The organism is Tardiphaga sp. GW822-FHT04G09 (genome assembly GCF_058800725.1).
Genome location: NZ_JBXAMO010000015.1, coordinates 105762 through 120213 on the forward strand (window position 1 = coordinate 105762; position 14452 = coordinate 120213).

General features: G+C 62.8%; 16 protein-coding genes. 8 read left to right on the top strand and 8 right to left on the bottom strand.

What is annotated here, in order from left to right:
• Nucleotides 1-4: 4 nt before the first annotated feature.
• Nucleotides 5-916, top strand: coding sequence for a PhzF family phenazine biosynthesis protein (locus AC1RLZ_RS22360; protein ID WP_493190375.1), 912 nt, complete (start codon nucleotides 5-7; stop codon nucleotides 914-916).
• Between the two features lie 6 nt (nucleotides 917-922).
• On the opposite strand, the gene AC1RLZ_RS22365 is transcribed toward AC1RLZ_RS22360, so the two are convergent.
• Entirely contained in the window at nucleotides 923-1117 is a 195-nt protein-coding gene (locus tag AC1RLZ_RS22365; RefSeq protein WP_493190376.1) for a hypothetical protein, read from the bottom strand.
• 170 nt (nucleotides 1118-1287) lie between these two features.
• Here AC1RLZ_RS22365 and AC1RLZ_RS22370 point away from each other — a divergent pair, with 170 nt between their 5' ends.
• Together AC1RLZ_RS22370 and AC1RLZ_RS22375 are read left to right on the top strand one after the other, a co-directional pair.
• Entirely contained in the window at nucleotides 1288-1497 is a 210-nt protein-coding gene (locus tag AC1RLZ_RS22370; protein WP_092138872.1) for a cold-shock protein, read from the top strand.
• A 170-nt stretch (nucleotides 1498-1667) separates the two neighbouring features.
• Nucleotides 1668-1859, top strand: coding sequence for a hypothetical protein (locus tag AC1RLZ_RS22375; protein WP_493190377.1), 192 nt, complete (start codon nucleotides 1668-1670; stop codon nucleotides 1857-1859).
• Between the two features lie 76 nt (nucleotides 1860-1935).
• On the opposite strand, the gene AC1RLZ_RS22380 is transcribed toward AC1RLZ_RS22375, so the two are convergent.
• Complete coding sequence (locus AC1RLZ_RS22380) at nucleotides 1936-2883, bottom strand: alpha/beta hydrolase (protein WP_493190378.1); 948 nt, start codon at nucleotides 2881-2883, stop codon at nucleotides 1936-1938.
• Nucleotides 2876-3916, bottom strand: coding sequence for a LacI family DNA-binding transcriptional regulator (locus AC1RLZ_RS22385; protein ID WP_493190379.1), 1041 nt, complete (start codon nucleotides 3914-3916; stop codon nucleotides 2876-2878). The genes AC1RLZ_RS22380 and AC1RLZ_RS22385 overlap by 8 nt, the downstream gene beginning before the upstream one ends.
• A 238-nt stretch (nucleotides 3917-4154) precedes the next feature.
• Here AC1RLZ_RS22385 and AC1RLZ_RS22390 point away from each other — a divergent pair, with 238 nt between their 5' ends.
• The 3 genes from AC1RLZ_RS22390 to AC1RLZ_RS22400 all read left to right on the top strand — a co-directional run bounded on the left by AC1RLZ_RS22390 (nucleotide 4155) and on the right by AC1RLZ_RS22400 (nucleotide 8674).
• Nucleotides 4155-5438, top strand: a complete 1284-nt coding sequence (locus tag AC1RLZ_RS22390; RefSeq protein WP_493190380.1) for an MFS transporter — start codon at nucleotides 4155-4157, stop codon at nucleotides 5436-5438.
• A gap of 291 nt (nucleotides 5439-5729) precedes the next feature.
• Nucleotides 5730-7022, top strand: a complete 1293-nt coding sequence (locus AC1RLZ_RS22395) for an adenylosuccinate synthase (protein WP_493190381.1) — start codon at nucleotides 5730-5732, stop codon at nucleotides 7020-7022.
• Nucleotides 7023-7075: 53 nt separating this feature from the next.
• Nucleotides 7076-8674, top strand: a complete 1599-nt coding sequence (locus tag AC1RLZ_RS22400) for a hypothetical protein (protein WP_493190382.1) — start codon at nucleotides 7076-7078, stop codon at nucleotides 8672-8674.
• 142 nt (nucleotides 8675-8816) lie between these two features.
• On the opposite strand, the gene AC1RLZ_RS22405 is transcribed toward AC1RLZ_RS22400, so the two are convergent.
• The 3 genes from AC1RLZ_RS22405 to AC1RLZ_RS22415 all read right to left on the bottom strand — a co-directional run bounded on the left by AC1RLZ_RS22405 (nucleotide 8817) and on the right by AC1RLZ_RS22415 (nucleotide 10152).
• Nucleotides 8817-9005 (bottom strand): hypothetical protein, encoded by a 189-nt coding sequence (locus AC1RLZ_RS22405; RefSeq protein ID WP_493190383.1) that lies wholly within the window; start codon nucleotides 9003-9005, stop codon nucleotides 8817-8819.
• 122 nt (nucleotides 9006-9127) lie between these two features.
• Nucleotides 9128-9346: a hypothetical protein gene (locus AC1RLZ_RS22410; RefSeq protein WP_493190384.1), complete on the bottom strand. Its 219-nt coding sequence runs from the start codon at nucleotides 9344-9346 to the stop codon at nucleotides 9128-9130.
• A gap of 368 nt (nucleotides 9347-9714) precedes the next feature.
• Entirely contained in the window at nucleotides 9715-10152 is a 438-nt protein-coding gene (locus tag AC1RLZ_RS22415; RefSeq protein ID WP_371421117.1) for a lipid-binding SYLF domain-containing protein, read from the bottom strand.
• A 149-nt stretch (nucleotides 10153-10301) separates the two neighbouring features.
• On the opposite strand from AC1RLZ_RS22415, the gene AC1RLZ_RS22420 reads away from it, so the two are divergent.
• A complete protein-coding gene (locus tag AC1RLZ_RS22420; RefSeq protein WP_493190385.1) occupies nucleotides 10302-10739 on the top strand; it encodes an arsenate reductase/protein-tyrosine-phosphatase family protein in 438 nt (145 codons plus the stop codon).
• 481 nt (nucleotides 10740-11220) lie between these two features.
• On the top strand, nucleotides 11221-11694 hold the full coding sequence (locus AC1RLZ_RS22425; protein ID WP_493190386.1) for a hypothetical protein: 474 nt from the start codon (nucleotides 11221-11223) through the stop codon (nucleotides 11692-11694).
• Between the two features lie 59 nt (nucleotides 11695-11753).
• Here the strand turns inward: AC1RLZ_RS22425 and AC1RLZ_RS22430 are convergent, their stop codons facing one another.
• Nucleotides 11754-12959, bottom strand: coding sequence for an ABC transporter substrate-binding protein (locus tag AC1RLZ_RS22430; RefSeq protein WP_371421224.1), 1206 nt, complete (start codon nucleotides 12957-12959; stop codon nucleotides 11754-11756).
• Nucleotides 12960-13222: 263 nt separating this feature from the next.
• The gene (locus AC1RLZ_RS22435) at nucleotides 13223-14452 is read right to left on the bottom strand and encodes an ABC transporter substrate-binding protein (protein WP_493190387.1); all 1230 of its coding nucleotides are present in this window, start codon (nucleotides 14450-14452) and stop codon (nucleotides 13223-13225) included.

The window sequence follows — 14452 nt, forward strand, 5'->3', positions numbered from 1 at the left end:
CATGATGATCGACTATGTCACCGTGGATGTGTTCACGGATACGCGCTTCGGCGGAAATCCGCTGGCGGTCGTTCCCGATGCGCGCGGTATCGACGAGGGGCTGCTGCAGAAGATCGCCACCGAGTTCAATTATTCGGAAACGACATTCGTGTTTCCGCCGGATGATCCCGCGCACACGGCACGCGTTCGCATCTTCACGCCGACCACCGAGATCCCCTTCGCCGGTCATCCCAATGTCGGCACCGCCTTCGTGCTTGGCCGCCAGGAGGCGGTCTTCGGCAGGCCTGTTGGCGAGCGCATGGTGTTTGAGGAGAAGGCGGGCCTCGTCCATCTCGATCTGCTGCGCGGTGGCGGCGCAATTGTCGGCGCCGGCTTCGTCGCACCGCAGCCACTCGCGATGCAGGGTGAGATCGATCGTGACATGATGGCCGCCTGCATATCGCTCGCGCCCGATGCCATCGCCATGTCAACGCACGGGCCGCGCATGGTGTCCGTCGGTCTGCCGTTCGCGGTGGCTGAACTGGCCAGTCTCGATGCGCTGGCGTCCGCGCGGCCGAACGCAACGGCCTTCGCGCAGGCCGAGCAGAGACACCGGTCTCCCGACGATCGTTTCTCGGCCTTCATCTATGTCCGCACCGGTGATGGTTTCGATCACCTGCGCGCGCGGATGTTCGCGCCGCTCGACAACGTCCCCGAAGATCCTGCCACCGGCAGCGCCTCCGCAGCGCTCGCAGCCTATCTGGTGAGTCTGGATCCGCGCCGTGATGCGGTCTGCAACATCACCATCGAGCAGGGCGTCGAGATGGGGCGTCGCAGCCTCATCGAGGTCGAGGTGCAGAAGCGTGACGGGCATGTCGAGAGCGTTCGCATTTCCGGGCGCTGCGTGCCGGTGATGCAGGGACGCATCGACCTGTAGGCTGGATCACGCCTCTCCCGGCAGATCGCTTACGCGCCACAGCGCCAGTGATTTGTCGGCATGGTCGCCACCAGCTTCCGCGAAATCACGCCGCCTTTCGGCGAAGCGCAGCTCGGCCAGAACCGGAGATCGTGGCTTCGGTGTGTCCATTCGCGCGCCTTTCACTGCGTCAAAGACGTGTGAAATCAATCTGGTGATCATTGGCCTTGCAAATTCGATGGGTGTCACCTATATTGTGTTTATTCGAATATATGCTCTGGCTTGTTGACCGCGCCGTAATCGGCTCCATTCCCCAAGACATCGTTGAAATCGGATCGGGCTCACGCGATGTCGCGTAGGGTTCGCGCATTCGCGCATCTTGGAGAATAGTTATGACAGTCGGTACAGTTAAGTGGTTCAACGCGACCAAGGGTTTCGGTTTCATTCAGCCTGATGACGGCGGCCAGGATGTGTTCGTTCACATCAGTGCAGTCGAGCGCGCTGGATTGGGTTCGCTCAATGAAGGCCAGAAGGTTTCCTTCGAAGCCAAGGCTGACAAGATGCGCGGAAAGACCAGCGCGGAAGATCTGCGCGCTATCTGAGCTTGAAGGTCCTGAAATTTCCACGGATGTACTGGGATTTCTCGACCGGCAAGTTTTGCGTCTCATAGATTTGAAATGACTGAAGCCCGTCGGTGATCATCACCGGCGGGCTTCATCCTGTAGGCATGATCATACGCACGATTCAGCGTCCGATATGAGGACCGATCAAGATGAGTGAACGTCTGGATACGCTCAAGGCGGCGCGTATGCGCATGATCGAAGACCGCGATACGCATGCGAAAGTGCTGGCTGCGCCCTTCAATCGCGACAATGCGGAACGGGCCCGAAGCAAGTTCGTCGAGATGCAGAACGTGATCGACGCCATCGATCGCGCCATCACGGGCGAGCAGGCTGCTTCGTAACGGCTTTCTCTATCCAGTCAGCCTCTGGCCCGTCAGCGCACGCTGTCCGAAATTCATCATGCGGAAAGTTCTGCGATCAAAGGTCGGTTAGCCGAAGGTGATTGTAGAGGAAGCTTGCCATCAGGCTTTCGACATCGGTCGATGTGCCGTCGGGACCGGGGACAGTCGCGGTGCGGGGATAGAAGTGCGTGGCGCCGGCGATCCGCACCACCCGATGCGGCAGGCCCATGCAGGTCATGTGACGGGTCGGGCCGTCGAGATCATCGAGCATCGCCGGCAGATCGTTTTCACCCACGAACATCAGGATCGCCGGCTCGGATCTGGCGCCGGTGACGTATGCCTTGGCCGCCCCCATCGACATGCGCCCTGACAGGGCCACGACGGCGGCGACCGGCGCGCGTTCGGCGAAGGCTGCATTGATGGCCATGATGGCGCCCGCGGAAAATCCGCCGATGGCGATGCGATCAGGATCGATGCCGAGCGCAAAGGAGCGGCCGCGCACATAGGTCACAGCCTGGCTCATGTCGTCGGTGCTGGCTTCGATCTCGTCGATCATCATCTGCTGCGTGCAGGGTGGAAAGCCGAGCAGGTCGCGCACATGGTTGACGCGGTCGACATTCATGGGCGTACCCGGCGCAATGGTCGGCGTCACGCCGGGGTCGGGGGCTTCCTGCATCAGGCGATAGTCGATGGAAAAGCAGACATAGCCGCGGCGGGCGAATTCGCGGCAATATTCGGCGATAGCAGTGTTGCGGTGCTCACCTTCCTCGACGATGTCATTCTTCCGCGTGCCGCGATGAAACGCGCCGCCGAACGCCATGACAAGTGCAGGCCGAAGTCCCGTGGCTTTTTCCGCCGGCTCGTAGATATCGAGCAGCAACGGACGATATTGCGCGGCGCCGGTACCCGGCGCATAGCCGATGCCGGCGATCCCGAACGGGACGTCTTCAGTGACGCGCACCGCCGATGTCTTGCCGAGATAGCGTGTCGTGGCATCAGGCGCTGTTGCGAGATTGTCAGCCATCGATCGTCTCCCGATGCGTTGTGACTTTCGCCGGGCCGGTGCTGCCGCGCACGATCAGTTCAGTGGCGAGTTCGATATGATCCAGCGGCGTTTCGCCAGCGAGTGTCGCCAGCAGGCAATCGGCGGCGATGCGGCCCATATCGCCGGCCGGTGTTTTCACGGTGGTGAGTGGCGGATTGATCGCCGCTGCGATGTCGAGGTCGCCATAGCCGACGATGGAGATGTCGTGCGGAATGCGGAGCCCGCTGGCCGCGCATTCCATGGATGCACCTGCCGCCAGCAGATCGTTGGCGCAGATCACTGCCGTCGCATCGGGAAAACGTGCACGTGCAGACCGCAGCGCGTTGCGGCCATCCTGCAATCCGCTGCCGCCGGCATAGATCACGCGGTCGGCAGCGAATGTGAGGCCGCGCTGCGCGAAGGCATCGTCGATACCGGCGAGACGCTCGCGTTCGCGGTCGCTGACATTGAGAAACGCCATGATCGCGACGACGTCGCGGTGGCCGAGATCGAGCAGGTGATTGACGACCGGACGAATGGCCCGGCGATGATCGAATCCCACTGACGGCAATGTCGCGTCGTAGGACCAGGTCAGGACGAACGGCTTGCCGCGATCGCGCAGCAGCGGCAGCAGGCCGGGGTCGTGCTGCTTGCCGACGAGAATGAAACCATCGACGCCCTGGCGGATCATCGAGCGCACGGCATCCAGCTCGGTCTTTTCGTCGAAACCGGAAATCGCCAGCAGCAATGTGTAGCCGCGTTTCGCGATCGCCGACTGCAGCCCTTCCACCGTGCTGGCGAAGTAGGCGTGGCGCAGCGCCGGCATCACCGCGCCGATCACCATGCTGCGGTTGCGCCGCAGCGAGCGCGCGAGGCCGTCAGGAATGTAGTTGAGCTGCGCGGCGGCGGCGTTGACGCGCTTCAGGGTTTTTGCGCTCAGCAGGTCAGGCGTGTTGAATGCCCGCGACACGGTCGCAGGCGAGACCGATGCGAGTTTGGCGACGGCTGCGAGGGTGGAAATCTCCTGTCGCATGATCGGCGCTGCCCGCTCCAGTGATATCTATTTCAGTTATCCAAGCTATGTTTCACCGGCGGCCCTGTCAACGCATCGGCCGGAAACATCCATGAGTCACGGGATAAATGGAACTATTTTCCAGAGATGGACCGATCGAATGAGTTGACGGTTGCAGCTTTCGAGAGCAGTCTTTTGAAATTGATTTCATTTGCCCGATGATTTCATGGCGGGCGGCCGATCTCTGACAGGAGCTGTCATGACGAAGCGTGCGTATTTTCCCGGCTGGAACGTGGTCATCGGCTCCGGCATCGGCATTTCGTTCGGCTCGGTGCCGATCTTTGCAGCCGGCTTTGCGCTGCTGGCCAGCGCCATGGCCAAGGACTTCGGCTGGACCCAGCCTGATGTGGCCAAGGCCGCGACCATCTTCCTGCTGCTGCAGACGCTCACCTATCCCTTGTGCGGTTGGCCCCTCGATCGCTGGGGCTCGCGCAGGTTCGCCGTGGTCAGCATCCTGATGCTGGCGATCTCGCTCGCGGTGCTCAGCCAGATCAACGGCACGCTGACGCAATTCTATCTGGCCTTCGCGCTGATGGGGGCGACCACCGCCGGCACCAATGTGGTGTCCTATGCCCGCGCCATCGCATTGTGGTTCAACCGCAAACGCGGCCTTGCGCTCGGCCTTGCTGCCAGTGCGCAGGCGGTCGGTTCATTCCTGATCCCGATCTTCGCCCAGAAGCTGATCGCGCAAGTTGGCTGGTCGCATACATTGCTGGTGCTGGCAGCGTTCGAGTTCCTGATCTGCCTGCCGCTGGTCGGGCTGCTGATCAAGGATAGTCCGAAGCCCTATGGCCTGCTGCCCGACGGTGACGCGCCGTCCGCGGAGGCCGTTGCGAGCAACGCGAACGAAGACGGCATGACGGTCGGCGAAATCATCCGCACCACGATGTTCTGGAAACTCGCTCTCTGCTTCGCGATCATGGGCATGACGTTCTACGCCATCGTGCCGAACATCGCTTACATCCTGACCAAGCAGGCCGGGATGAGTCTGGCCGACGTCGCCAAGGTCCAGGCTGTGTCCGGCATCTCCGTGCTGTTCGGCCGGATCGGCTTCGGCTATCTGCTCGACCGTGTTCATGCGCCGGTGGTTGCCATCATCGCGCTGTTGCTGTCGGCCATCAGCGCCACGATCTACGCGACGACGCCGATTCCGGCATTGATCGTTGCGGCCTCGATCCTGGGCGGCTTCGCGATCGGCGGCGAATCCGACCTGATGCCTTATCTGGCGAGCCGCTATTTCGGCACCCGCGCGGTGTCGCGAATCTTCGGCTGGTTCCTGTTTGCGTTCTTCCTCGGTGCATCGGTGGGGCCGCTGGCCTTCGCGCAGATCAGTGCGGCCTATGGCACTGCGTCCGTGCCGCTGCTGATGCTGGCGGGACTGCAGATCGTGCCGGCCGCGCTGTTCCTGTCGCTCGGCCGCTACCGGCCGGAACTGAACGGCAAGACGGTAGCGGGTGCTGCTGCCGCCGCTTCGGCGGGCTGATCCGCCGCACCGTCCGGTTATCCCGTACTGGTTGCCCCAATCTCGCCACACATGGGGGGATTTTCAGGGGATATCAAAGGTTTGCGCGTGCTTGACAGGGCCATTTTGGAGCCCTTCGCGCTTGTTTTCCCCCCGCGCATCCTTTATTCCCGGTTTGCATCGCAGACAGGCGGCCTCTCAGCAAACATTGGCCGCGCTTGGGCGGATGCCTGGGCGTGATCCGGCAAACGGCAGACCGTTTTCCGCGCTGATCACGCTTCGACGCGTGTATTTTCAGAGGACTAGCGCCAAATGGCCAATGTTGTCGTCGTCGGCGCCCAGTGGGGCGACGAGGGTAAGGGCAAGATCGTTGACTGGTTGTCGGACCAGGCGGATGTCGTGGCTCGCTACCAGGGCGGCCACAATGCCGGCCATACGCTGGTCATCGACGGCCAGACCTACAAGCTGGCGCTGCTGCCGTCGGGCGTAGTGCGCGGCGGCAAGCTCTCGGTGATCGGCAATGGCGTGGTGTTCGACCCGCAGGCTTTCGTCGATGAAGTCGCCAAGCTCCGCGGCCAGGGCGTCGATGTCGGCCCGCACAATCTGCGCGTCGCCGAAAACGTCACGCTGATTTTGCCGCTGCACCGCGAACTCGATGCCCTGCGCGAGAATGCCAACAAGGCCACCGCCATCGGCACCACCCAGCGCGGCATCGGCCCGGCATATGAAGACAAGGTTGGTCGCCGCGCCATCCGCCTCATGGATCTCGCCGATCTCGCCACCTTGCCGCACAAGGTCGACCGCCTGCTGACCCATCACAATGCGCTGCGCCGTGGCCTCGGCCTCGCAGAATTCAACACCGCCGATATCGTCAAGGAGCTGTCGGCATTCGCGCCGGTGCTGCTGCCCTATGCGGAGGCCGTCTGGCGGTTGCTCGACGCCAAGCGCCGCGAAGGCAAGCGCATCCTGTTCGAGGGCGCGCAGGGCGCGCTGCTCGACGTCGATCACGGCACCTATCCCTATGTGACCTCGTCCAACACCGTGGCGGCGCAGGCCGCGACCGGCACCGGCATGGGCCCGGGCGCGGTCGGCTATGTGCTCGGCATCTGCAAGGCCTACACCACGCGCGTGGGCGCGGGCCCGTTCCCGACCGAACTGCTCAACGAGATCGGCGAAGAGATCGGCCGTCGCGGCAAGGAATTCGGCGTCAACACCGGGCGCAAGCGTCGCTGCGGCTGGTTCGATGCGGTGCTGGTGCGGCAGACCGTCCGCACCTGCGGCATCAACGGCCTGGCGCTGACCAAGCTCGATATTCTCGACGGCTTCGACACCATCGAGGTCTGCGTCGGCTACAAGCTCGACGGCAAGGAAATCGACTATCTGCCGGCCGGCGAAGGCGCCCAGGCCCGGATCGAGCCGATCTACGAGACCATCGAGGGCTGGAAAGAGCCGACCGCCAATGCACGCTCCTGGGCCGATCTGCCGGCGCAGGCCATCAAATACGTGCGCCGGATCGAGGAACTGGTGGGCTGCCCGATTGCTTTGCTTTCCACGAGCCCGGAACGTGAAGATACTATTCTCGTGCAAAACCCGTTTGAGGCTTAACGAACTGTTACCGGATAGCCTCCAAATTGATGCACCCGCAACATTGAGTCGAGATGGCTGATTACTACCCGCTGATCGCCCGCGCCATCGCCGGACTGGACCCCAGTGCTCCCGGTGAGCAGCGGCGTGCGCTCTATGAGCGCGCCCGCACCGCCTTGATCGCCCAGTTGCGCAGCGTCGAGCCGCCGCTCTCGGAGTCTGAAATCACCCGCGAGCGCCTGTCGCTCGAGGAAGCCGTTCGCAAGGTCGAGTCCGAGGCCGCCCAGCGTGCCCGTGACGCGTCGCGGCCGCCGTCCGAGGGCAAGCCACGCGCCGGCGATGCCTTCCGCAATGCCGGTCCGCGGGCGGGTGCTGCCCCGGCCGATTCGTCGCCGCGCGGTCGTCAGCCGGTCACGCCGACACCGCCGTCTCCGCGCGCCCCGGAAGAGCCGCGTCCGCCGCGCACGCTGCGCGTCGATCCGCCGCCGATTCCGAAGCCGCAGTCCCCCAATGCCGGCGCGCAGGATCCAAACGGTCCGCCAACGCGTGAACGCAATGGCACGCCGCGCCGCTTCGAGAACAATCCGGCAGCACCGCCGCCCGCCCGTAACGATCGCGGCGACCAGGGCGATGCCGCCATGCGCGGCTTCCGCGACGTCACCGCCGATGTCGACGATCTCGGCCGCGCCGCCGCCCAGGCCAATCGCGCGGCCCGCAAGACCTACGCCAATGTGCCGTCGCCCACGCCGGAATTCGATCGTCTCGAACCCAGCATGGAAACGCGCAACGAAGTCTTCGGCCATGACGAGACGGCTTACGATGACCAGGCCGGCGACGAGCCGCAGGTGCCGCCGTCGCGCATCAAGGATTCCAAGGGCAAGAAGCCGCCCAAGCCCCCGAAGCCGAAGCGCGTCAGCGGCGGTTTCCCGTTCAAGACCGCGCTGCTCATCGGCATCGTGATGATCCTGATCGGCGCCCTGATCCTGGGGTGGCCGACGATCAACAAGATGGTGCGCGGTTTCGCCGGCGGTTCGGCGCCCGTCGTCACCGACAACAAGGATGCACCGCTGGCGCCGCGGCCGAAGATCGCCGATCGCGTCGGCCAGCCGTCGTCGTCGGATCAGATCGCGCCGGTTGCCCAGCGCGTCGTTCTGTATGACGAGGATCCGGCCGAGCCGAAGGGCCGGCAATATGTCGGCACGGTGGTCTGGCGCACCGAGCAGATCAAGGCCTCGGGCGGCAAGCCCGGTGATATCGCCGTGCGCGCGGACATCGAGATTCCTGAACGCAAGTTCAAGATGACCATGTCGTTCCGCCGCAACACCGACACGTCGCTGCCCGCCAGCCACACGGCCGAACTCACTTTCGTGCTGCCGCCCGATTTCGCCGGTGGTGGCGTCGCCAATGTGCCGGGCGTGCTGATGAAGTCGAACGAGCAGGCCCGCGGCACGCCGCTGGCCGGTCTCGCGGTCAAGGTCACCGACGGTTTCTTCCTGGTCGGCCTCAGCAATGTCGAAAGCGATCGGACCCGCAACCTGCAGCTCCTGAAGGAGCGGTCGTGGTTCGACATCCCGCTGGTCTATACCAACCAGCGCCGCGCCATCATCGCTATCGAAAAGGGCTCGCCCGGCGATCGCGCCTTCAACGACGCATTTGCGGCCTGGGGCGAGTAACTTCCAGGAAGCTACATACTGTCATTCCGGGGCGCGACCGGCACTTGAACGTCGCCTCGCGCCGCCGCTTCGCGCCCGGAATGACGAGTTAGCGGCCGTCGTGTTTCAGGGTCGCGCCGGCAAGCCTCGCAGCGCGGCGCGCTTACGCTTCCGCCGGTTCGAAATACCGCGGCGCATCGCGCCAGCCATGGGCTGCGGCATGGAGCGCCTTGGCGCGATAATCCAGTTCGAGATCGCAGAGCATGCCGCGCATCTCCAGATCGCTCTCCTCACCGGCGAGGCGGTTGCAATCGTTGGCGCGGTCTCTGAAATAATTTTCCGCCATGATCATGGGTATCGTTTTCCATCGGTTCCGATGGAACTTCGCTGCCCGGTTTGGCGAAGACGTGGCGGGACACCATCAAATAGATGGCAGGTCCCGCTCTTGCGTGGCGAAAGATTGCGCAACGAATGTTATGGCGCGCCGTTCGCGCCTGCGCTCACGGCATGCGACATCAGCGCATGGGCGTCGGTGATGCCGCCGGCGGCATGGCGCATAATGGTCTCCGCCATCATCGCCTTCGTTGCCGGCGTGCGATGCTGCACGGCGATCTGCTCCACGGCCATGTCCAGGACCTGCCGCAGCGTGGCCACATAGTTTGCGTCGAATTTCGGTGTCGGGTCGGTTGTCATGATCCACTCCGTACTCTCGAGCTGCGCGGACGGTGCTGGCGCATTGGGGCGTATCTTGGTCCGTGCGATGAAACGTCGATGACAGATGGTGACATTGTTTTGAAGGGTCGGCGCTGAACCTTTTGCAGTGTTGCGTGACAGCGCGCCGCGCGCATTGCACTGCACGCAAGTGTATTAAAAAGATCGGCAAAATCTTTCGCATGTGTGAGGCCCCAATGAGGTGGCGTGCACATGCGCGCGATTACGGACGCGTGAGTGATCGCGCCGCGGCAAACAGCGCAGGGGATCCAGAGAGAACACACGGAATGGATGCGCTTGCACGGGCGCCTTGCAGCAAGGCGTCCGTGCTCTGCTGATGGGTTCGCCGCTTACTTCAGTGCAATAGCGAGGCCGGAGAGATCGGCATTGACCATCAGGCCGGTCTGGCGGCCGCTGAGTTCCAGCAGCGCGCCTTTCTCGTTGGTGAGCACGATGGCGCTGACGCCGCGGCCCACGGCTGCTCCCGCGCCGCCTGCGCCATAGACGCCGGCCACATCGCGGGGGCTGTTGATGCGGCTGACGCGGCCGGACAGATAGGTCTGCGATGCGCCGAAGACGAGGCCCGCGCTCAAGCCGCCGATCGACAGCGGATAGGTCCGCCCGCGAAAGGTCAGCGTGCCCGAACCGCCCGATGCGCCGATGAACCAGCCGCCCTTCAGCACATTGATGCGGATCGTGCCGCTATCGGCGAAAGCCGCAGAAGAAACGCTGGCGCCGATCAGCGCGAGAGCGGCGACGAGGGTGGTGCGGAAAAGCGAGCGCGACATTGGGGTGTCCTCCGAGGGATGATTCGTTGGCGCAAGGCGAGGCGGCCACAATCCAGCAAATTGATAGCGGGGTCCATGGGCCTTCGGCGCTGTGCGGGCGGCGCGGCGCTGCAATTGACAAATGCGAGCTCCGCAAAACACACTGAGCCATGGCCAGGACCGTCCTCTTTCTCTGCACCGGAAACTACTATCGCAGCCGCTATGCGGAAGAGCTCTTCAATCACCTGGCGCGCCGCACAGGTCTGGACTGGGAGGCGACGTCGCACGCCCTGGCCATCGAGCGGGGCAGGGACAATGTCGGCCCGATGGCGCGACAGACCATCGACGCTCTGACCATCGATGGCATCTCGCCCCTTGGCGCGTCGCGGATGCCGGCGGTCTGCACCCTCGATGCGCTGGAAGCGTCCGATATGATCGTGGCCGTGAAAGAGGCCGAGCACCGTGCTTTGCTCACCGAGCGCTTTCCGGGCTGGGAAAATCGCGTGACCTATTGGCACGTCCATGACATCGACGTGGCGCGTCCCGATGAGGCGCTGCCCGAGCTGAAAGCGCATGTGACGCAATTGGTTCAAAGCCTCAGGCGCTGACGGTCACAGCCATGGGTGGATCAGCTGCGGGGTGGGCCAAGCGAAGCGAGCCCACCACAACAAGCGATCGATGGTGGCGGGCGCTGCGCAGCGGCGCCTTTGCCCGACCTGCGGCTGCTGAGCTGCAGTAGAACTCCCATGCGCAAAGCGCGATGATAGTCGCTGCGATCAGGCCGATGGTCATGCGCCCGACGTCGATCAGGCATCGCGAGACGCAGGACATGGGAGGGGCGTGGATATGGGACGTCGGAGGCATGACGCTTGGTCGATCTAGCGCGATCGAACGTCCAATCTATGCGAGCCGCAGTGCCTAGTGGATGAAGACACGCCTGAGCGATGCAAGGCATGAATGCGTTAACCGGCACCGCGCGCTGCGGCAGCGCTGCCGTGACACCACGCGCGCGGGCCGGTATGGTCGAGCGAGAGAGCGCGCGGCGATGCGCGCTTGCAGCCGGAGTCTTGCGACATGCGGGCAGTGACAATGACAACGCTTCCTGCCTTGCGCCCGTGCAGCACGGCGCTTGCTGTTATCGCGGTGCTGGCGCTGCTCGATGTGACGCTGCTGGTGGCGCGCGAATTGCCGAGCGTGCCGGTGCTGCAGAAGGTCGGCTTCGACATGGAGGCCGCCGGCTTCAAGGCGCGTTTCGCCAACGATGCGGCGGGCAAGATGGCCTTGAGCAAATTGCCGGCCTATCGCTTCGTTGTGCACAATACGCCGAACGGCCCGCGCTATCTCTATGCCGATCCCGGCAAATGCGTGTGCACCTTTGTCGGCAATCGCGACAATTACCTGAACTATCAGGATATCGCGCGCCGCGGCCTGCCGCAGGCGGATTACGTGGCGCCGGACTACAAGACCCAGGCGAGCGCGCTGCTATCAGACGATCCGATCGCGTCGGACCAGATCGACTGGCAGCCCGACAGTCTCGCGGATGCGTTCCGGGATTATTACTGATCCCGATCTCTCCCCGCGTGGTGAAGCCTGGCTTCGGCCGGCGGGGAGAGATCAGGGCCTTAGCCCTCGATCTTGCCGGTGATGATCGGGCCGAACAGCTCCCACTTCTCGCCCTTGAAGCGCTGCATCTGCAGCTGCTCGATCGGGTAGAAGTCGGTGGGCGAGGTCGTGATCGTCACGCCGGGCAGCAATGTGTCTGGCGCGAAGTTCTTGAGGTTCGCCGCTTCCTTCATGATGTTGGCGCGGGTCAGGTTGTCGCCGGCCTGCTTGAGCACCTGAACGATGGTCTGCGCCTGGCCATAGCCGTAGACGACCGAGCCGTCGTTCCTGTCCATGGAGGGGGCATATTTGGCGAGGAAGGCGTAGAATTTCTTCATGCCCTCGTCATTGTCCCAGCTGGAATCGGCGCCGTCCTTGGCGTAGTTCGCCGACAGGATGCCCTGGGCGATCTCGTAACCCGCCGGCTTCATCACGCCGCCGACCGACGCGCCGACATTGCTCTGGATATAAGTTGGTTTCCAGCCGAGCTCCGCCACCTTCTTGATCGCCTGCGCGGCAAATTTCGGCGTAGTGAAGCTGACAAAGGTGTCGGCATTGGTCGACTTCAGCTTGACGATGTGCGAGTCGATCGTCGGCTCGGACACTTCATAGCTGTCTTCAGCCACGATCATCGATGCCGCCTTGGCGCCGAGACCATCCTTCAGACCCTTCAGCATGTCCTTGCCGAAGTCGTCGTTCTGATACATGACCGCGATCTTGGCGTCGGGCTTTTCCTTCAGCAGATAGGCTGCATAGATCCTGGATTCGCTCTGATAGGCAGGCTGCCAGCCCATGGTCCAGGGGAAGTCCTTGTAGTCGCCGAACTTGGTCGCGCCGGTGGCGACGAACAGCTGCGGGACTTTCTTGGCATTCATGTATTTCTGGATGGCGGAATTCGATGCGGTGCCGAGCGAGCTGGCGATGAACAGCACTTCGTCGGATTCGACCAGCTTGCGTGCCTGCTCCACCGCTTTCGGAGGGCTGTATCCATCGTCATAGGTGATGTAATTGATCTTGCGGCCGTTGATGCCGCCCTGATCGTTGATCATCTTGAAATAGGCTTCTTCCATCTTGCCGATCACGCCATAGGCGGATGCGGGCCCGCTATAGGGCATGATGTTGCCGATCTTGATCTCGGTGTCGCTGGCGCCGGTGTCGTATTTTTTCTGGGCGAAGGCAGTGCTGCCAAGGGCGGCACTGAGGGCTGCGGCAACCGTGAACGTCATTGCACGCGAGCTGAACGAAGGCATTTCTGATCTCCCTGATCATTTGATGAAGCCGCGCGGGTTCTTGCTCTTGTTGAATGCTGCGGCGCGTCGGATTGAATACTTTTCCCCTGCAACTAGCAAGAAAAAGCCCCTCACGACTTTCGTCGCAAGGGGCTGTTTTATTGGGCAGTTTTAATGTTCCGCCGTTCGGAGATGCGACGGTTGAGCACCATTCTCCGCAGTGCGAAACGAAGCATCGCCCCGCGGCCAGACGGTGTGACTTAGCCGCCGAGCTTGCTGTCGATCGGCGGGCCGAACACGTCCCACTTCTCGCCGGTGAAACGCATCATGCGTAGCTGTTCGATCGGGTAGAAATCGGTCGCCGAGGTGTTGATCCTGACGCCCGGCAGCAGCGTGTCGGGTGCGAAGTCCTTCAGGCTGGCGGCCTGCTTCATGATATTGGCGCGGGTCAGGTCGTCGCCGGCCTGCTTCAGCACCTGCACCACGGTCTGTGCCTGGCCGTAGCCATAGGCAGCCGAGCTTTCGGCCGGATTGGCGAAGGGGGCGTATTTGGCCAAGAAATCCAGATACTTCTTCATGCCCTCGTCGTCCTTCCACTGCGGATCGATGGCGTCCTTGGCATAGGCCAGCGACAACACGCCCTGGGAGTTATCGACGCCTGCCGGACGCATCACCGCGCCAACGGACGAGCCGACATTGCTCTGGAAGTACATCGGCTTCCAGCCGATCTCGGCGACCTTCTTGATCGCCTGCGCGGCGAATTTCGGCGTCGAGATCGAGAGGAAAATGTCGGCGCCCGACGCCTTCAGCTTGACGATGTGCGAGTCGATGGTCGGCTCGGATACTTCGTAGCCGTCCTCGGCAACGATCATCGATGCCTTGTCGCCGAGGCCGTCCTTCAGGCCCTTCAGCATGTCCTTGCCCATATCGTCGTTCTGATAGAGCACGGCGATCTTGCCGTTCGGTCTTTCGGTGATCGCATATTGCGCGAAGATGCGGCCTTCGCTCTGATAGGCCGGCTGCCAGCCCATGGTCCATGGCGAGGTCTTGTATTCGCCGAACTTGGTCGCGCCGGTGGCGACGAACAGCTGCGGGATTTTCTTCGCGTTCAGGTATTTCATGATCGCGGTGTTGGAGGGCGTGCCGAGCGGGCCGAACACGAACAGAACTTCGTCGGATTCGACCAGCTTGCGGGTCTGTTCCACGGCCTTGGCCGGGCTGTAGGCGTCGTCATAGCTGATGAAGCTGATCTTGCGGCCGTTGATGCCGCCCTGATCGTTGATCATCTTGAAGTAGGCTTCTTCCATCTTCCCGATGATGCCGTAGGCGGACGCAGGGCCGCTATAGGGAATGATGTTGCCGATCTTGATCTCGGTATCGCTCGCCCCGGTGTCGTATTTCTTCTGGGCATTCGCGGAAGTTGAGAAGGCGAGAAACGCAAACGCCGCGCTCGAGAGCGCGGCGGTGCGCAGAAAGTTTCTGCAGTTCAT